We start from the raw sequence: 19,571 nt of genomic DNA on the forward strand, positions 1-19,571 counted from the left end.
CACATTAAAAAGGGCAAGTAAAAACATTTAATACAATAAATCAATAACTTGAAACTTGGCACAGTAATCGAATACATAAAACTAAGATATTAATAGGACACCATTATGTTTATTCTCAGTTTGTTTTTAGTCTCGCCAATTACCATGTTTGCCGTGAGCTTAATGATTACCTACCTCGAAGAATAGATATAAAAAATAAAGGAAGTCTCATGATAAAAGATACTAGCGCACAGGACACTTCTGTTGTCCAAACTAAAAGCTATAAGAAACCAATCATTATTGCCGCTGTAATTATGTCGCTTGTCGCATTGTGTGCTCAGGCGTTTATGGGTAATGAAAAAGGGTCTCTTTCTGTTGATAGAGATACATTACAGATTGCCCCCGTAACCCGAGCTACATTAATTAGGGATGTTTCAGCCAGTGGCAAAATCGTCGCTGCAAATGCACCAAAAATTTACAGCCCAGAAAGAGGCTATGTGGATTTACGAGTAAAAGCAGGCGATAACGTTAATAAGGGAGCAATTATTGCTATTGTTGAAAGCCCTGAACTCACTAACGAATTAAAGCAACAACAATCTGTATTAGCACGCCTAGACGGTGAGCTGAAACGCAAACACCTAGAGGCGCGCAGACAAAAACTTAGTTTAACTAAAGCTCTCGACCTCGCTCAAGTTGAACTTAATGCTGCTGATAGGGAAAACCGCCGCGCTAAACTTTCAATTTCTAGAAATTTAATTAGCCAAATTGATCTAGAAAAAGCAGTCGATGATTTAGCACGCGCAAAGCTTTCATACAAACATGCCCAACAAGAGGTAGCGTTAGCTAAGGATACATTAGCGTTTGAACTTCAAGCCGCTGAACGAGATTTAGCAAGGCAACAGCTTGTTGTTGACGAACTAAACCGACAAGTTAGCAACCTTACTATTGAAGCTAGCGTTGCCGGTATCGTAGGCAATTTATTAGTACAACAAAAAGAAGCTGTTTCGCAAAGCCAACCTTTAATGACCTTGGTTGATTTGAGTAACTTTGAGGCAGAACTGCAGGTCCCTGAAAGCTATGCAAATGAACTTGGGCTAGGCATGACAGTAGAGCTCACATTAGGGGCTAACAAAGTGCTAGGAACACTTAGTGCAATTTCACCGGAAGTTAATAACAGAGAAGTCACCACTCGGGTCAGGTTTAATAAAGAACTCACCGGTATTCGTCAAAACCAACGATTAACTGCCCGTATCTTGTTAGAAAACCGCGAAAATGTGTTACAGGTCAAACGTGGCGCATTCCTACAACAAGGAGGAACTCAAGCCTATAAAGTTGTAGGTGACTCTGCACAATTAATTGATATATCCATTGGTGCAACAAGTATCAGTGCCGTCGAAATGATCACAGGTGTAGAGTCAGGCGATCAATTAATAATTTCAACTTATGGTAATTTTAAAAACGCATCAACCTTATTACTTCGCTAATAGCCGCGTTTGAACAAAACAATGAAAGGACATAATCATGCTAAAAATGAACAATATTAGTAAAATATATCAAACTGAAATGGTGCAAACACATGCATTGCAAGACTTTAGTTTGCAAGTAGACGAAGGTGAATTTATTGCTGTCACTGGGCCTAGCGGTTCAGGTAAAACAACATTTTTAAATATTGCTGGCATGCTAGAACCCTTCTCTGAAGGAGAATACTTACTTGACGGTATTGATGTTGGCAAATTAAATGATAACCAACGTGCTGATGTTCGTAATCAAAAAATTGGCTTTATATTTCAAGGCTTCAACCTTATTCCTGATTTAAATTTATATGAAAATATTGAAGTACCTCTGCGCTACCGAGGTATTAAAGCAGCTGAGCGTAAACGTAGAATAGAGCAATGTTTAGAGCAAGTAGGCCTTGCCTCGCGCGCTAAACATCTACCGCAACAGCTTTCTGGCGGTCAACAACAACGGGTTGCGATCGCACGCGCACTAGCAGGCGAGCCAAGGTTTTTACTCGCTGATGAACCAACAGGTAATTTAGATAGCCTAATGGCACGCCAAGTAATGGAATTACTTGAACAAATAAATCGCGATGGTGCAACTATTGTAATGGTCACACACGACCCTGAGCTCGCCCGCCGAGCGCCGCGTAATATTCAAGTAGTCGATGGTCAACTCGCCGACTTTACCTTGTATCAAGGCGCGCAAAATCTGAAAAATGTTGCAGGAGCGTAAGCCATGCTATTACATTACTTTGATTTAAGTTGGCGTAGCTTTAAACGCACGCCATTGGTGAGCTTATTAATGGTTTTAGCCATTGCCATTGGTATTGGTGTCACCATGACAAGCCTAAGTGTTTATCACATGATGGCGAGCGACCCTATCCCTAGTAAAAGCAGCCAGCTGTTTAGTGTGCAACTGCAAATAATGGATGATGATAACACGTGGTGGACAAAAGATAATTTACCTCTTCAGTTGACATACAAAGATGCGACCAACTTATATCGTGCTAATACTGAAGGTAAACGCTTAAGTATGCTACGTAGTGGCTTTTCTATCTATACCGACTCAGACACCGTTAAGCCTTTTAGCAAAAGTGCGCGGATGACCACGCCTGAATTTTTTGACATGTTTCAACTCGAGTTCTTATATGGCAATAAGTGGTCGCAACAGCAAGAAGAAAACGCAGCCCCTGTCGTTGTCATAAGTGAAGAGTTGAATGAAAGGCTATTTGGTGGTGAAAACTCCGTTGGCAATATTATTTACCTTGATAACGAAAGCTATGAAGTTATTGGCGTCACAAAGAACTGGCCTTTAGTGGTTAAATACTACGATTTAAATAATGGTTCTTTTAACGAACCTGAGAGCATGTTTTTACCATTTAGCCTTGTTGAAGCGAAGGAGCTTGGTAACTGGGGTAATACCAATGGCTGGAAACATGAAGACGTTAGAAGCTTTAAAGCGAAGCTACAGTCAGAAATGGTATGGGTTCAATTTTGGGTGGAATTAAACAACGCACAGCAAAAACAAGACTATGAAACCTTTTTAATGGCCTATATGGAAGAGCAACAAAAGCGTGGCCGTTTCAATCGTAAAGAGCTTATTTACAGCTTGCGTGATGTGAATCAATGGATGGAGTACAACAATGTAATCAGTGAAGATAATAAAATCTTAGTCGCCTTAAGCTTTATGTTTTTAGCCGTATGTTTAGCCAATATTCTTGGCTTATTGTTAGCAAAATTTTTACGTCGCGCGCCTGAAGTCGGTGTACGCCGCGCTTTAGGGGCCAGTAAAAGGCAGGTATTTTTACAGCACCTTGTTGAAGTTGCAATGCTCGGATGTTTCGGTGGTTTAATCGGTATCGTACTTGCACAATTAGGGCTGTGGGGTGTTCGTCAAAGTTATGATTACTACTCATCAATCGCCACTATGGATATCACTATGCTACTCAGTGCACCCATTATTGCAATTACAACCTGTATCTTAGCCGGACTCTATCCTGCTTGGTTAGTATGTAAAACCAACCCTGCAATTTACCTAAAGAGCCAATAGGGGCATATTATGTTAGAGATAAAACCAATTTTTCACGCGTTATGTCGCTCAAAAATAGGCGCCTTATTGCTACTGCTTCAAATTGCTATCACCACTGCGATTGTCAGTAATGCTGCATTTATAATTGAAGATAAAGTTAGCTATTTAAGTCAAGAAACAGGCTACCCTGAAGACGAAATATTTTCATTCCATGTCATGTTGTTTGGTGATGATGTTTCTAGCCACCAGCAGTTTGAAGTAGATGAAGCAATGTTACGTGGGTTACCTGGCGTAATTGATGCGGCTTATATTAGCAATACACCGCTTTCAGGCAGTGGCAGTTCGTCTGACTTTAGTATTAACCCAGCTCCTAAGCCTGGGCTTTCAGCCAGAACATCTTATTTTTTTACTGATGACCATGCTTTAAATACGTTAGGGCTTGAACTTGCTGCTGGACGAAACTTCAACGAAAGTGAAGTTATTGTGACTGATAATAATGAGCAGCGTGCTAATGTAACTATCATTACCCAAATACTAGCCGATGAGTTATTTCCTGATACAGATGCTTTAGGTAAAACCGTATATTTAGGTGATATTGCGCTTAAAATAGTGGGTATTATCAAGAAAGCTAAAGGCCCTTGGCTCAAAGATAGCCGCCCTGATAGTGTTGCTTTAATCCCTTACATCAACCCAAATATTTCAGGTAACTTTATCGTTCGTACCGATGCCAGCCAACGCGCACAATTAACGAGTACAATTGAAGATGAGATGCTAAAAAACTATGACAAACGCGTGATTGTAAGAGTGCGAGGCTTAGATGAAGCCAAAGAAAGTTACATGGCGCAAGATACCTTAATGATGCGCATGTTAATTGTGCTCATCACTATATTAGTCCTAGTAACTGCTCTGGGTATCTTCGGCTTAACTTTATTTAATATCAGTAAGCGGACTAAACAAATTGGTACTCGTCGTGCATTAGGCGCGAGAAAATCTGCCATCATTAGCCATTTTTTAGTTGAAAACGCCATGATCTGTAGTGTTGGTTTAATATTAGGTTGTATCGCAGCCTTGTTACTTGGTCAATTGCTCATGCAACATTTTTCAATTGCTGCATTGCCAACAAGTTATATAGCAGGCACCGCAATTATGGTATTTGTAATGAGTTTGCTTGCGGTATTTGGTCCAGCCAGACGTGCGGCGAATATATCCCCTAGCATTGCTACACGAACCATATAAAGCCATTCCCAACCTATGCTACACTGGTTTAATACCGTGTAGCATTTTAAAATAAAGATAATAAAAACAGCGATTATATTCTCATGGAAAAAATACTTATCGTTGATGATAACCCCGCTGTTTTAGAGGCGCTATCATTACTACTGGAAATTCATGACTTTGCCGTTGTGACTGCCACTAATCCATTTGAGGCCATTCAAGTGGTGCAATATCAGCGTATTGCGTTGGCCATCCAAGATATGAACTTCACTGCAGACACAACCTCTGGTGAAGAAGGTAAGGCTCTTTTTTATCAATTAAGGCAACTCAATCCTCACTTACCCATTATTTTGATCACTGCATGGACAGAGCTTGAAGTAGCCATAGAGCTTGTTAAAGCAGGTGCCGCAGATTACCTACCCAAACCGTGGGATGATACCAAGCTACTAACGTGTGTTACTAACTTAATTGAACTTGGTCATGCTAAACAACAAAACGCGATTTATGAGCGTCATCAACAAGAGCGCAATAAAAGTATAAATGATGCAAAACTAGTTGGTTTAGTCTACAAAAGTACGGCCATGGAAAATATTCTCAATATGGCTATTCAAGTAGCAAAGTCAGATGTATCAGTACTAATTACAGGCCCTAACGGCAGCGGTAAAGAGCGTATAGCACGCATCATTCAGGCCAACTCCTTACTGCATGAGCAACCCTTTATTACTGTGAATGCAGGTGCCCTTCCCGGTGAACTCATTGAAGCAGAATTATTTGGCGCAGAAGCTGGAGCATATACGGGGATAACCAAACAACGTATTGGCCGCTTTGAAGCAGCCGATGGTGGCACATTATTTCTAGATGAAATTGGTAACCTGCCACTGTCAGGGCAAATGAAGTTGTTACGTGTGTTACAGACAGGTGAATTTGAACGACTCGGCTCAACCCAAACAAGAAAGGTTACTGTGCGAGTTATTTCTGCCACCAACGAAAACTTAGTAAACGCAATTAGACTCGGTAAATTTAGAGAAGATTTATACTACCGCCTTAATGTTATTGAATTAAATTTACCCAGCCTTGCTGAGCGACCAGATGATATTTTAGTACTAGCAAATCACTTTTTGAACAATAGAGAGCTCAGCGTTGAAACTGAACAAGCATTATTGTCTCATCGCTGGCCTGGCAATGTACGCGAACTCGAAAATGCATGTAAACGAGCAGCCGTTTTAAACCCTGAGGGTGTGATTACTTTAAAAAACTTTGCATTGCAAACCCCCACCATAAGCAACAATGCAGTAAAAACGCAAGTGACGAAACACGAAATAGAGCAAGCTATGCACCTACATCAGGGAGTCATCGCTAAAGTTGCAAGGCAGTTTGGTATGAGTCGGCAAGCACTGTATAGACGTTTACAAAAATTTGAGATTGATTATTAATGAGTATAAAAAAACGCTTTATCAGTATTCGCTCACAGTTATTGATTATTAGTGCTATTGCAGCCCTCTGTCCCGTTTTATTAATATGTTGGCTTATTCATCTTCCTTGGTATTTCACTCTTGCCTTCAGTGCGTTCACTCTCGTTTTTACCAGCTATCTATCGCTGCGTTTAGTAAACCCGCTAATACAAGGAATACATTCCTTGGAAACTGGCTTACTTAACTTTAAAGATGGTGAGCTCTCATCATTACTAGCCTATAACGGCCACAATGAAATAGGCAATTTATGCGAACTTTATAACCAAACAGCAAAACAACTACGCCAAGAAAAGCAATGGATTTATCAACGTGAGCTTATGTTAGATAAAGTGCTGCAAAGTTCTCCGCAGGCTGTTGTTCTTAAAAACGATAGAGGATTCATCGTCTACAGTAATCACAGTGCCCGTGATTTGTTCAATGCCAAAGCATCATTAGAGGGTGAACAGTTTTCCAACTTATTTGCCAATGCCCACCCACAACTGAGCAACGCGTTACAGCGCGGTGTAGATGGACTGTTTACTCTGGATAAACTTAACCAAGAATCACAAACCTGGCATTTATCAAAAGGAAAGCTTTTACTTAATAATCAATTTCATACTTTGTATGTCTTTAAGCAGCTAACCCGCGAGTTAAGCCGACAAGAGGTCGAAGTATGGAAAAAGGTTATTCGTATTATCAGCCACGAGCTTAATAACTCACTTGGCCCCATGTCCTCAATGTTGCACAGCGGCAAAATACTCAGTGAAAAAGTCGATGAAGCGAGACTGACTCGCGTATTTTCAACCATCGAAGAGCGCATTAAACACCTAAACGAATTTGTTCAAGGTTACGGTAAGTTTGCCAAACTCCCAACACCACAATTTTCAAAAATAAATTGGTCTCTATTGTTCCAACAATTGCAAAATCAATGGTCATTTAATTTATCAGAGCAAACCGCAGTAACAACGTTTGCAGATCAAACACAGGTTGAACAACTTCTCATCAACCTGCTAAAAAATGCACATGAATCAGGCTCAAAATCAGAATATATTGCAATCGCATTATCTCAAGATAGTAACAACACACGAATAACAGTAAGCGACCAAGGCAAGGGAATGAGTGAGCAAGTGATGGCGAATGCACTTATTCCTTTTTATTCAACAAAATCGAGCGGCAGTGGTTTAGGGCTCGCATTATGTAGAGAAATCGTTGAAGCGCACCATGGGCAGATAAGTTTGCATAATCAAGCAACAGGCGGGTTAAGCGTACACATTATTTTACCTAATAACACTCAATAAAATAACACCCAATAAAAAAGTCGCTAATTAGCGACTTTTAAACATTCATTGCTATGCACAATAAATATTACTCAGCGTCAGCTTCTTTGAACTTTGCTGCCGTTTCAGTAATTAATGGTTGTAACTCACCACGCTGGAACATTTCGATGATGATATCGCAACCACCGATTAATTCACCTTCAATCCATAGCTGTGGGAATGTTGGCCAGTTTGCATAAGCCGGAAGTTCAGCACGGATATCTGGATTTAGTAAAATATCAACATACGCAAACGGTTCGCCACAAGACATTAGAGCTTGAGACGCCTGTGAAGAAAAACCACAATTTGGTAATTTAGGTGAGCCTTTCATATAAAGAATAATTGGATTTTCTGAAATCTGCTGTTTAATTTTATCAATGGTTTCCATCTACAACCTCAAAGTGACGATAGCTGAACATATTTATGGCTTGAAAAATTTTCATTAAGCCTCATATATGTATCTTAAAATGGGCAAATAAAGCCGCAATCGAAATAGTCTTGCATTTGCATTGCTGTTTTGCATTGCTGTTTGCTAAAACTTGAGTAAAATACTCAACAATTATAGTAACACTATAATTCTGTTTGGTATAGATAAGTGGTCTGTTCGAGCAGGCATTACGTATTACCAAACGGACTATCAACCAAAAGAAGATGGAGATAAAAATGTCATTTGAACTACCGTCACTACCGTATGCAATTGATGCACTTGAGCCACACATTTCAAAAGAAACGTTAGAGTTTCACCACGGCAAACACCACAACACTTATGTTGTTAAATTAAATGGTTTGATCCCTGGAACTGAGTTTGAAGGCAAAACACTTGAAGAGATCGTATGTTCTTCAGAGGGTGGCGTGTTTAACAACGCAGCACAAATTTGGAACCACACTTTCTACTGGAACAGCCTATCTCCAAACGGTGGCGGCGAACCAACTGGCGCAATCGCTGATGCGATCAATGCTAAATGGGGCTCATTCGATGCGTTTAAAGATGCATTAAATGATAAAGCTGTAAACAACTTTGGTTCAAGCTGGACTTGGTTAGTTAAATTAGCCGATGGTTCTCTAGACATCGTTAATACATCTAACGCTGCAACACCATTAACTGATGCAGGTGTTACTCCAGTTCTTACTGTTGACTTATGGGAACACGCATACTACATCGATTACCGTAACGTGCGTCCTGATTACCTTAAAGGTTTTTGGTCGCTAGTTAACTGGGAATTCGCGAACGCAAACTTCGCATAATTTAGTAACTTATTTAAGTTAACTAATAAAAAAGGTGCTTCGGCACCTTTTTTGTTGAATCACATATTGTTCAAACAGCAATTATTTTTATCCTACGAACCCTATTTATCTTTGCCACAAATAACCTCCGCAGTGTACCGTTCAACCTAAAAACTAATAGTAATTTTAGTTTTATCGCTTAATTTTATGTCTGCGATGATCTCCTTTTATTAAAAGGGTTTTTAGGCTTAGCAAGCTTTTACCTAACCTAGAGTCACAATAAATGCACAAAGTCACAAAAAATAAAAAGGCGTTAAGATAAATTTTTAATTTTATTGCACAAAAATTCAAATTCATGACTAAGCTTTAATTAACCTTTGCTTATTTTTAAATCATTCAGCACCTAGTTTAAGCAGGTTTTTTGGAGGTCTTCATGAGTATTTTTGAGCATTACCAAGCACGCTACGAAGCGGCACAAGAAGAAGAATACAGCATTGCTGAATTCTTAGAGATTTGTAAAACCGATAAGTCTGCCTATGCCAGTGCCCCGGAACGATTACTAATGGCAATTGGTGAACCACAAATGATTGATACGTCTACAGACGCTCGACTGAGCAGACTATTCTCAAACCGTGTTGTAGCCCGGTATCCCGCGTTTAATGACTTTTATGGAATGGAAGACGCCATAGAGCAAATCGTTTCTTACCTAAAACATGCTGCGCAAGGTCTCGAAGAGTGTAAGCAAGTACTTTATTTACTTGGGCCCGTTGGTGGCGGGAAATCTTCGATTGCAGAGAAACTAAAATACTTAATGCAACAAGTCCCTATTTACTCTATCAAAGGCTCCCCTGTTAATGATCACCCCTTAGCGTTATTTGATGTTAATGAAGATGCTGGCGTACTAGAAAAAGAATATGGCATCAAACCGCGCTACTTAAAAACAATCATGTCGCCATGGGCAACTAAACGCCTACATGAATTTAATGGGGATATAAGCAAGTTTAAAGTAGTGAAGCGCTACCCTTCAATTTTAAATCAAATTGCTATAGCAAAAACTGAACCCGGCGATGAAAACAATCAAGATATCTCTGCACTGGTTGGTAAAGTAGATATTCGTCAACTTGAGCATTTTGCCCAAAGCGATCCTGATGCTTACGCCTATTCGGGCTCATTGTGTCTTGCGAATCAAGGGTTAATGGAGTTTGTTGAGATGTTTAAAGCACCTATTAAAGTGCTACACCCTCTACTAACAGCAACCCAAGAAGGTAATTACAACGGCACCGAAGGCATCAGTGCCCTACCCTTCAATGGTATGATTTTAGCTCACTCGAATGAGTCTGAATGGCAAACATTTAAAAATAATAAAAACAATGAAGCGTTTCTAGATCGTGTTTACATCGTAAAAGTACCTTACTGTCTACGTGTGTCTGAAGAAATTAAAATTTATGATAAATTACTTGAACACAGCGAACTATATAATGCCCCTTGTGCACCAGGTACGTTGGAAACATTAGCCAAATTTACCACCCTATCACGCCTTAAAGATCCAGAAAATTCAAGTATCTACTCTAAAATGCGTGTCTATGATGGTGAAACATTAAAAGACACTGATCCTAAAGCAAAGTCGTATCAAGAATACCGTGACTATGCGGGTGTGGACGAAGGAATGACAGGGCTATCAACCCGTTTCGCCTTTAAAATTCTGTCCCGCGTATTTAATTTTGACACACTTGAAGTTGCAGCTAACCCCGTGCATTTATTCTATGTACTAGAGCAACAGATCGAGCGAGAGCAATTCTCGGCTGATGTAGAGGAGCGTTACTTAAGTCATTTGAAAGGCTATTTAATACCTCAATACGTTGAGTTTATCGGCAAAGAGTTACAAACAGCTTACCTCGAGTCTTACTCTGAATATGGACAAAACATATTCGACCGCTACGTTACCTATGCCGATTTTTGGATTCAAGATCAAGAGTACCGCGACCCTGATACCGGTCAATTATTTAACCGCGAAGCACTTAATGCCGAGCTTGAAAAAATTGAAAAACCTGCGGGGATCTCTAACCCGAAAGATTTTAGAAACGAAATAGTTAACTTTGTTCTACGTGCTCGCGCTCACAATAACGGTAAAAACCCTCTTTGGACCAGCTATGAGAAACTTCGGACAGTTATTGAGAAAAAAATGTTCTCAAATACCGAAGAACTATTACCTGTTATTTCATTTAATGCCAAAACATCGGCAGAAGATCAGAAAAAGCATGAAGACTTTGTTAACCGCATGGTCGAAAAAGGCTACACCCAAAAACAAGTTCGCTTGCTGTCAGAGTGGTACTTACGCGTTCGTAAGTCGCAGTAGTAAAGTGACTGGTGTATTTTTAGGGGGTCAATATGGCGAATTTTATAGACCGTCGTCTAAACGGTAAAAACAAAAGCACGTTGAACCGTCAGCGCTTTATAAGACGGTATAAAAAACAGATAAAAGAGGCCGTATCTGATGCTGTAAATAAACGCAGCGTAACAGATACCAGCAGTGGTGAAAGTATCTCTATTCCGCAAAGAGATATTAGTGAACCTATTTTTCATCAAGGTAAGGGCGGTGACAGAGAGCAAATACACCCTGGCAATGATCAATTCTCTACTGGCGATAAAGTAAAGCGCCCACAGGGAGGAGCCGGCGGTGGTGCAGGGGAAGGTGAAGCAAGTGACTCTGGCGAAGGAGAAGATGATTTTGTTTTTTCTATTTCAAAAGACGAGTATTTAGATTTATTGTTTGAAGATTTAGAGCTGCCAAACCTACAGCAAAATCAGCTTGATAAACTAGTACAAATGAAAACTCACCGTGCCGGATTTTGCAGTGATGGCATGCCAAGTAACATAGATATTGTTAGGTCACTACAAGGCTCTTTAGCGAGGCGTGTTGCAATGAGTGCAAGTAAAAAGCGCCGTTTGAAAGAACTCAATTTTCAGCGCGAAATCTTGCTTGCAGAAGCTGAGCCTGACTTAGCTGCAATTACTTTACTTGAACAAGAGATAGCACAATTAGAACTGCAGATAAAGGCAGTGCCCTTTATAGATAACTATGATTTACGCTTTCGTAACTATGAAAAACAGCCCCACCCCACCAGCAAAGCAGTGATGTTTTGCATTATGGATGTGTCTGGTTCAATGGATCAGGCAACCAAAGATATGGCTAAGCGTTTTTACATCTTGCTATACCAGTTTCTAACAAGAAGCTACAAGGACATAGAGGTGGTTTATATTCGCCATCATACGCAAGCAAAAGAAGTGGATGAACAAGAGTTTTTTTATTCACAGGAAACCGGCGGTACCATTGTTTCAAGCGCGTTGAAGCTCATGGATGAAATAATTAAAGAGCGCTATAACGCATCCCAATGGAATATTTATGCCGCACAAGCATCTGATGGGGATAACTGGGCCGATGATTCACCACAGTGTTCGCAGATCCTGCAAAATAAGCTGCTCGACGAAGTACGCTATTACGCCTATATAGAGATCACAACTCGCGCTCACCAAAGTCTTTGGCGAGAATACCAGAGCCTCTGCCAAACATACGACAACTTCGCCATACAACATATTAAAAGTGTTGAAGATATTTATCCTATTTTTCGAGAGCTATTTAAAAAGAATCGTCAACACCAAGGTGCAGCATAGACTTCACAAAGAGGTATTTATATGACCGATAAACGTATTAGCGATGGTCCTGACTGGACATTTGAGTTACTGCAACAATATCAAGACGAAATTGCCCGTGTTGCCGAGCATTACCGCTTAGATACTTACCAAAACCAGATTGAAGTTATCACTGCTGAGCAAATGATGGATGCCTATTCAAGTGTTGGTATGCCTATTGGTTATAGTCACTGGTCTTATGGAAAGAAGTTTATTCAAACAGAACAAAATTATAAACGAGGACAAATGGGTCTTGCTTATGAAATTGTGATTAATTCAAACCCTTGTATCGCTTATTTAATGGAAGAAAACACCTTACCAATGCAAGCACTTGTCATGGCCCATGCATGTTACGGACACAATTCTTTTTTTAAAGGGAACTACTTATTCAAAACATGGACTGACGCGGGCTCAATCATCGATTACTTGCTATTCGCTAAGAATTACATCTCTCGTTGTGAAGAAAAGTATGGCATAGATGAAGTCGAAACCCTCATAGATTCTTGTCATGCGTTAATGAATTACGGCGTTGATAGATATAAGCGCCCGCAGCAAATATCTTTATTTGAAGAACAGAAGCGTCAACAAGAACGTGAAGAATACATGCAATCACAAGTCAATGAACTGTGGCGTACTATTCCTGTTCAGCATCAGGAAGCGAAAAAAAGTGAACATAACTTTCCTTCAGAACCACAAGAAAATATTCTGTATTTTATTGAAAAAAATGCGCCGCTATTAGAATCATGGCAGCGTGAAATAATTCGTATTGTGAGAAAAATATCTCAGTATTTTTATCCGCAAAAGCAAACCCAAGTTATGAATGAAGGCTGGGCGACGTTTTGGCATTACACTATTTTGAATCACCTTTATGATGAAGGGAAACTGACCGACTCATTCATGCTAGAGTTTTTACAAAGCCATACCAATGTTGTATATCAGCCACCTTATAATAGTAAATATTATTCAGGTATTAACCCTTATGCACTCGGTTTTAATATGATGGTGGACATTAGGCGTATCTGTGAAAACCCGACTGAAGAAGATAAACGCTGGTTTCCTGAATATGCTGGTAGTAATTGGCTGGATACTTTGCATTTTGCTATGGAGAACTTTAAAGACGAAAGCTTTATCAGCCAGTTTTTATCGCCCAAGCTTATTCGTGATTTTAAATTATTTACTATTATTGACCATGAAAAAGAGCCTACTTTAGAGATTGGTGCGATCCATGATGACAGCGGTTATCATAAAGTGCGAGAGTCATTATCTGCGCAATATAACCTAAGTAATCATGAACCAAACATACAAGTATATGATGTAGATATTAGAGGCGATCGTTCACTAACGCTACGATATGTCCCCCATCAGCACATACCGCTGGCGAAATCTCAGGATGAAGTTCTTAAGCACCTATATCGATTGTGGGGTTTTAAAGTAAAGCTAGAACAACAGTCACCCTCTGGCGAGATAACAACACTGGGTCAATGTCCGATGAATGACTCACGCCATAGTACTGAATGAAGCATTAAAGAGCGATTGTATAGACAAAAAAATGACGCTAGGCGTCATTTTTTAATTCATCGTGAGGCTGCTGTAATTCAGTGTAATCCGTAATACAGTTTCGCCCTTTATCTTTGGACGTATATAGCGCTTTATCAGCAGCTTCAATCCACTTTTCATAGCGTTCAAAATCAGGTTGGAAACAGGCAAGACCAATACTAATAGTCATTTTTATTTGTTCTCCATCAAAATAAATCGAAGAAGCTTCAATTAAACTACGCAGTCTTTCTGCCAATATTTCAGCGCCCGCCTTATCTGTATCAAGTAGTGTTACTGCAAACTCTTCACCACCATATCGACCCGCTACATCTGTTTCACGCAATGTTTTCCTGAGCAAATCCGCAATATGACGTAATGCCTCATCACCACAACGGTGTCCGTATTGATCATTAATTTTCTTGAAGTGGTCTATATCAAACATCAATAAACAACTGCTACCAGCACTTCTTTTTATCCTTAAAAACTCTTTTCTGAGAGAATCTTCCCAGTGACCACGGTTGTTCAATTTAGTTAAAGCATCTGTCTGGCTCATTAGCTCTAATTTGCTATTTAGCTCTTCGAGCTCACTTTTGTTCACAGCTACATCTGTAACATCATAAATAATGATGCAAATATGGCTTACTTCACCTCTTACATTAGATAGTGGAATAAAAGTCGCATTTTGATACATATGATCCGCTTTACCTGTGATAGGCCTGTAGTTTTTAAAGCGGAATATATAAGGTTGTTGCTCCCATATGGTGAACGAGCGATTTTTTAAAACAAATACTGATTCAGATTTACTGCGAAACCATTTCTCATCAATCGAAGGAAAAAGGTCGAATAAGTCTTTATCTTTTACAGCACTTGGCAATAAACCCGAATGATTTTCCATAAAACCATTCCAGATACACACTTTATATTCGCGATCTAACACTACCAAGCCGACATCGACAGTGTTAAACATATCCATTAACCAATGGATTTCATTCATATTAAAATCAGCTGCTGGCATAATGTTAGTCTTCTAATAGGTAAGCTACTTTGTATTTCAAAGTTTTCATTGAATCTTCGGTGAATAACAGCATTAAATCACAATTTATATTATGGTTTTCAATACCGTAACTGATCTCAATCGCAAGGGTGCGTTGCCAGCGAGATTTATTCGCCTTCACTAAATCAGACACATCACAATGTTGACCTAGCACTACCGGGTGACCTTGGCTAAACGTCATATCTAGCTGGCGAGAAAGGCCGGTTAAAATAGCGCCAATTAAGATATTACTAATATCCATTAGTAGCTCAAGTTCAATATTGTTATTTAGCTCGCCTTCGTAATTCATTAGTGACGCAATTTCTTTGAAACTTGAATCGTTTAACAACAACAAAGCTTCACCTGATACACCACCACCGATAAACCCCTGACAAACACCTGATGTAGTCGCATTCGCATCAATTGAGCGCAATGCCATATCCAATTCATTAACCTCTAGAATATTCACATTTGGTATGGGTAACTCGACAAAAACATTTAACAACCGAGCAAGTAAGTCCCCCGCTTGGCCCATAGCGACATTGGTTAACTCCTGATAGATATCCCGCACATCAGGGTCAACTTGCTCCCCTAGTTGATGTGCTAAGCGCTCACGCATGGCTTTATCTTTAATACCATGATGTTCGATAATATCAGCGAGCTTTTGAGCATCACAGGGTTTTTGGATAAAATCAATAGCACCTAAATCAATAACCCGTTGATGAGCGTTTGGTTGAATATCACCAGACACAACAACAGTAAGTACAGAAAGAGATTGATTTTGAATCTCTTGCAACACTTCGTAGCCATCCATTTTTGGCATATTTAGATCTAAAAAAAGAATTTCTGGTTGTATAGCTTTTATTTGCTCAATGCAATGCTCACCATCTTCAGCAAACTCAACTTTGATATCCCAATCATCTGGTAACGATCGTGCTAATTGTCGCCGTGCTAACTTTGAGTCGTCGCAAATTAATACCGATGTTGACATAGCTTCTCTCTGTTTTGCAGTTGCGCTGTTTAGCATACAACATACTTTTATTGTTATTTGTCAGCGAATAAACGTTTATCTGTGCAATATGTTAATCAATGTAACTAATATTTACAATTTTAAATTTAAGTAAACTCTTTGTCCTGTTAGTTGATTATAATACACTGAACGCAATTGCGTTAATTTTAAAGGAAATACCTTATGCTTAGATTGCTTACTTTTGCTTTGTGTAGCTTTTGTTCCACTACTTTTGCAGCTGACATTGCCCAAAACACCCTTGATGCAGGTAAAGTTTCGGCTCAGTCAAAACCTGTTACTTTACTTGGACAAGGTGTTGAGTTAAATCAACAAGCACCCGATTTTAAAGTGGTCAATGATTCATTTGCCCCAGTTACCCTAAAAGACTATCAAGGCAAAGCTGTTTTAATTAGTGTTGTACCAAGCCTAGATACTGGTATATGCAGCATTCAAACTAAGCACTTCAATGAAAAAGTGGCGGAACAATTTCCAAATATTGCGATGCTGACAATAAGCGCGGACTTGCCTTTCGCCCAAAAACGATTTTGTAAAGCTGAGAACATCGACAAGATTACTACGTTATCTGACTCTGTTTGGCGTGACTTTGGCCAAAACTATGGGTTAATCATTAAAGATATGGGGTTGCTTACACGCGCAGTGTTCGTGTTAGATAAAGAACACAAAATTGTATACAAGCAGTTAGTTGATGAGTTATCTAAAGAGCCTAATTACGCGCCTGTCATTGATGCAATGAAAACAATTTAAGCCACGACTTCTTAAAACCGTAGTTATAAAAAAACCGCCAAAATTTGGCGGTTTTTTTACTTTAGGCACTTTTTAGCCTAATAATTCACCTAGCTGTTGGCTTACCGCTTCAACAGCTTGAGTACCGTCTAATTTATGGTACTGGGTGTTACCCGCTTTTGCTTCTGCTTGGTAGTAATCCACCAACGGCATAGTTTGCTCATGGTAAATACCTAAACGTTTGCGTACTGTTTCTTCAGTATCATCAGCGCGGATAATTAAATCTTCACCTGTTACGTCGTCTTTACCTTCCACTTTTGGTGGATTATAAACAACATGATATACACGACCAGAGCCTGGATGAACACGACGTCCGCCCATACGCTCAACAATGATTTCATCAGCAACGTCAAATTCGATAACGTGATCAACGACTACGCCATTTTCTTTCATTGCATCTGCTTGTGGAATTGTGCGCGGGAAACCATCTAACAAGAAACCTTTTTCGCAATCTTCTTTAGCGATACGCTCTTTCACCAAACCAATGATGATGCCATCAGAAATTAACTGACCTGCATCCATTACTTTTTTAGCTTCTAAACCCAGTGGCGTGCCTTCTTTAATTGCTGCACGTAACATGTCACCAGTAGAAATTTGTGGAATACCGTATTTGTCCATCAAAAACTGAGCTTGAGTGCCTTTACCTGCACCCGGCGCGCCCAAAAGAATAATGCGCATATCATTGTCCTCGGTTGTTACTGTTCTGAACAAGCAGCACAGTAGTATTTATCTTAAAGATTGAATTCTTCCATAAGCGCTTGCGATACTCAAGCAACTTATACTAATTGCTTATCTGCAATTAGCAAGAAAGGGAGCTATTTGCTCCCTTTTTATTCAATGACACATCTAATGTTATTATTTACTAAGATCGAGCATCAATTTATTTAAACGAGTCACAAAACCTGCAGGGTCTTTTAGCGTACCACGCTCTGCTAGCAATGCTTGGTCAAGCAATACATGAGACCACTGAGAGAACTTATCTTCATCTTGCTCAACATTTAAATGCTTAACAAGTTGATGCTCTGGGTTTAGCTCAAAAATTGGTTTTGCTTCTGGTGCAGCTTGGCCTACAGACTCCATTAGCTTTTGCATTTGTGAACTCATGTCATTGTCATCGCTAACCACACATGCAGGAGAATCAGTTAAGCGGTGAGTAAAGCGAACGTCTTTAACGCTCTCACCCAGTGTCGTTTTAATACGTTCGACTAAACCTTCAACTTCTTTTTCTGACTCTTCTTGTGCTTTTTTGGTTTCTTCATCGTCCAAATCACCTAAATCAAGATCACCACGTGTGATTGACTTTAATGGCTTTTCAGAGAACTCTGTTAAGTGGCTCATCATCCACTCATCAACACGGTCGCTTAACAATAATACTTCAATACCTTTCTTACGGAAGATCTCTAAGTGTGGTGAGCTCTTAGCAGCAGTGAACGAGTCAGCAACAACATAGTAAATTGCATCTTGACCTTCATTCATGCGCTCAATGTATTGCTCTAGTGAAACATTTTGAGCTTCTTCGTCTGTGTGCGTTGAAGAGAAGCGTAATAATTTAGCAATTGCTTCTTTGTTGGTCGCATCTTCAGCTGGACCTTCTTTCATTACTTGGCCAAATTCATTCCAAAATGTTTGGTAATCATCGGCTTTATTTTTCGCCATGCGTTCAAGCATTTTTAAAATACGTGAAGTACACCCTTTGCGAATAGCTTGCGTCACTTTGTTATCTTGTAAGATTTCACGCGATACATTCAGCGGTAAATCGTTTGAATCAAGTAAACCTTTCACAAAGCGTAAGTAGCTTGGCATAAACTGCTCAGCGTCATCCATTACAAACACACGTTGTACGTAGAGTTTTAAACCACTTTGACGCTCACGGTTCCATAAATCGAAAGGTGCTTTTTTAGGGATATAAAGCAGGCTTGTGTACTCAGTCTTACCTTCAACTTTATTGTGTCCCCAGCTTAGTGGTTCTTCCCAGTCATGGCTAACATGCTTGTAAAATTCTTTGTATTCATCTTCAGATATCTCTGATTTGTCACGAGTCCAAAGCGCAGTAGCACGGTTAATACTTTCCCAATGAGCAGGCTCTGCAGGTATTTTTTCACCATCAGGGCCTTCTGACTCAGGTACTTCTTCTTTATACATTTGTACTGGTGTAGAAATGTGATCAGAGTATTTAGTAACAATACTACGCAGGCGCCAATCATCAGCAAACTCTGCTTCGTCTTCACGAAGATGTAGAATAATGTCGGTACCACGACCTTCTTTTTCAATTTCTTCTAGGGTGTATTCGCCTTCACCTTGTGATTGCCATTCAACACCTTTTTCTTCACCTGCTTTACGAGTGCGAACAGTCACCAAGTCAGCCACAATAAACGCTGAATAGAAACCAACACCAAATTGACCAATTAACTGTGAATCTTTACTTTGGTCGCCAGTTAGGTTTTTGAAAAACTCAGCGGTGCCTGATTTTGCAATAGTACCCAATGAGCTAATAACTTCATCACGGGTCATACCGATACCGTTATCTGAAATTGTCACGGTTTTGGCATCTTTGTCTGCACTGATACGAACACGTAAGTCCGCGTCACCTTGATATAAGTCACCATTTGAAAGCGCCAAAAAGCGTAATTTGTCAGCTGCGTCTGAGGCATTTGACACAAGCTCACGTAAAAATATTTCTTTATTTGAATAAAGTGAGTGAATCATTAAGTTTAATAGTTGTTTAACTTCTGTTTGAAAGCCTAATGTTTCTTTTTGCGCTGCAGTCATTTATATATCTCCAATTA

At 39.6% G+C, this 19,571-nt stretch carries 16 protein-coding genes; 11 read left to right on the forward strand and 5 right to left on the reverse strand.

Going from position 1 to position 19,571, the window contains the following annotated elements:
• Positions 1 to 209: 209 nt before the first annotated feature.
• From ACFI4Z_RS16540 to ACFI4Z_RS16565, 6 genes are all read left to right on the forward strand, one after another.
• Positions 210 to 1,463 carry an efflux RND transporter periplasmic adaptor subunit gene (locus ACFI4Z_RS16540; RefSeq protein WP_462671527.1) on the forward strand — a complete coding sequence of 418 codons (1,254 nt, stop codon included), beginning with the start codon at positions 210 to 212 and terminating at the stop codon, positions 1,461 to 1,463.
• A 37-nt stretch (positions 1,464 to 1,500) separates the two neighbouring features.
• Positions 1,501 to 2,211: an ABC transporter ATP-binding protein gene (locus ACFI4Z_RS16545; protein WP_135476071.1), complete on the forward strand. Its 711-nt coding sequence runs from the start codon at positions 1,501 to 1,503 to the stop codon at positions 2,209 to 2,211.
• Positions 2,212 to 2,214: 3 nt separating this feature from the next.
• On the forward strand, positions 2,215 to 3,528 hold the full coding sequence (locus ACFI4Z_RS16550; protein WP_462671528.1) for an ABC transporter permease: 1,314 nt from the start codon (positions 2,215 to 2,217) through the stop codon (positions 3,526 to 3,528).
• A 9-nt stretch (positions 3,529 to 3,537) separates the two neighbouring features.
• Positions 3,538 to 4,743 (forward strand): ABC transporter permease, encoded by a 1,206-nt coding sequence (locus tag ACFI4Z_RS16555; RefSeq protein ID WP_462671529.1) that lies wholly within the window; start codon positions 3,538 to 3,540, stop codon positions 4,741 to 4,743.
• Between the two features lie 83 nt (positions 4,744 to 4,826).
• Entirely contained in the window at positions 4,827 to 6,155 is a 1,329-nt protein-coding gene (locus ACFI4Z_RS16560; RefSeq protein WP_462671530.1) for a sigma-54-dependent transcriptional regulator, read from the forward strand.
• Positions 6,155 to 7,471 carry a sensor histidine kinase gene (locus ACFI4Z_RS16565; RefSeq protein ID WP_462671531.1) on the forward strand — a complete coding sequence of 439 codons (1,317 nt, stop codon included), beginning with the start codon at positions 6,155 to 6,157 and terminating at the stop codon, positions 7,469 to 7,471. The genes ACFI4Z_RS16560 and ACFI4Z_RS16565 overlap by 1 nt, the downstream gene beginning before the upstream one ends.
• Positions 7,472 to 7,538: 67 nt before the next feature.
• On the opposite strand, the gene ACFI4Z_RS16570 is transcribed toward ACFI4Z_RS16565, so the two are convergent.
• Positions 7,539 to 7,877 carry a Grx4 family monothiol glutaredoxin gene (locus ACFI4Z_RS16570; RefSeq protein ID WP_099297064.1) on the reverse strand — a complete coding sequence of 113 codons (339 nt, stop codon included), beginning with the start codon at positions 7,875 to 7,877 and terminating at the stop codon, positions 7,539 to 7,541.
• A 275-nt stretch (positions 7,878 to 8,152) separates the two neighbouring features.
• Between ACFI4Z_RS16570 and ACFI4Z_RS16575 the strand changes: the two genes are divergently transcribed.
• The 4 genes from ACFI4Z_RS16575 (at position 8,153) to ACFI4Z_RS16590 (ending at position 13,921) form a co-directional block, all read left to right on the forward strand.
• Positions 8,153 to 8,734, forward strand: coding sequence for a superoxide dismutase (locus ACFI4Z_RS16575; protein WP_058560727.1), 582 nt, complete (start codon positions 8,153 to 8,155; stop codon positions 8,732 to 8,734).
• Positions 8,735 to 9,146: 412 nt separating this feature from the next.
• A complete protein-coding gene (locus tag ACFI4Z_RS16580) occupies positions 9,147 to 11,069 on the forward strand; it encodes a PrkA family serine protein kinase (RefSeq protein ID WP_462671532.1) in 1,923 nt (640 codons plus the stop codon).
• Positions 11,070 to 11,101: 32 nt separating this feature from the next.
• Entirely contained in the window at positions 11,102 to 12,385 is a 1,284-nt protein-coding gene (locus tag ACFI4Z_RS16585) for a YeaH/YhbH family protein (RefSeq protein WP_462671533.1), read from the forward strand.
• 21 nt (positions 12,386 to 12,406) lie between these two features.
• Positions 12,407 to 13,921 (forward strand): SpoVR family protein, encoded by a 1,515-nt coding sequence (locus tag ACFI4Z_RS16590; RefSeq protein WP_462671534.1) that lies wholly within the window; start codon positions 12,407 to 12,409, stop codon positions 13,919 to 13,921.
• Between the two features lie 37 nt (positions 13,922 to 13,958).
• Here the strand turns inward: ACFI4Z_RS16590 and ACFI4Z_RS16595 are convergent, their stop codons facing one another.
• Both ACFI4Z_RS16595 and ACFI4Z_RS16600 read right to left on the reverse strand, forming a co-directional pair.
• Positions 13,959 to 14,954, reverse strand: a complete 996-nt coding sequence (locus ACFI4Z_RS16595; RefSeq protein ID WP_462671535.1) for a sensor domain-containing diguanylate cyclase — start codon at positions 14,952 to 14,954, stop codon at positions 13,959 to 13,961.
• A gap of 4 nt (positions 14,955 to 14,958) precedes the next feature.
• Positions 14,959 to 15,963, reverse strand: a complete 1,005-nt coding sequence (locus ACFI4Z_RS16600; RefSeq protein ID WP_462671536.1) for a response regulator — start codon at positions 15,961 to 15,963, stop codon at positions 14,959 to 14,961.
• A 201-nt stretch (positions 15,964 to 16,164) separates the two neighbouring features.
• Between ACFI4Z_RS16600 and tpx the strand changes: the two genes are divergently transcribed.
• Entirely contained in the window at positions 16,165 to 16,746 is a 582-nt protein-coding gene (tpx, locus tag ACFI4Z_RS16605) for a thiol peroxidase (protein WP_462671537.1), read from the forward strand.
• A 72-nt stretch (positions 16,747 to 16,818) separates the two neighbouring features.
• Here tpx and adk read toward each other — a convergent pair whose 3' ends face one another.
• Together adk and htpG are read right to left on the reverse strand one after the other, a co-directional pair.
• On the reverse strand, positions 16,819 to 17,463 hold the full coding sequence (gene adk, locus ACFI4Z_RS16610; RefSeq protein WP_462671538.1) for an adenylate kinase: 645 nt from the start codon (positions 17,461 to 17,463) through the stop codon (positions 16,819 to 16,821).
• A gap of 177 nt (positions 17,464 to 17,640) precedes the next feature.
• Positions 17,641 to 19,554, reverse strand: coding sequence for a molecular chaperone HtpG (htpG, locus tag ACFI4Z_RS16615; RefSeq protein WP_462671539.1), 1,914 nt, complete (start codon positions 19,552 to 19,554; stop codon positions 17,641 to 17,643).
• Positions 19,555 to 19,571 lie beyond the last annotated feature (17 nt).

This window comes from Pseudoalteromonas sp. RWi3 (assembly GCF_054960735.1).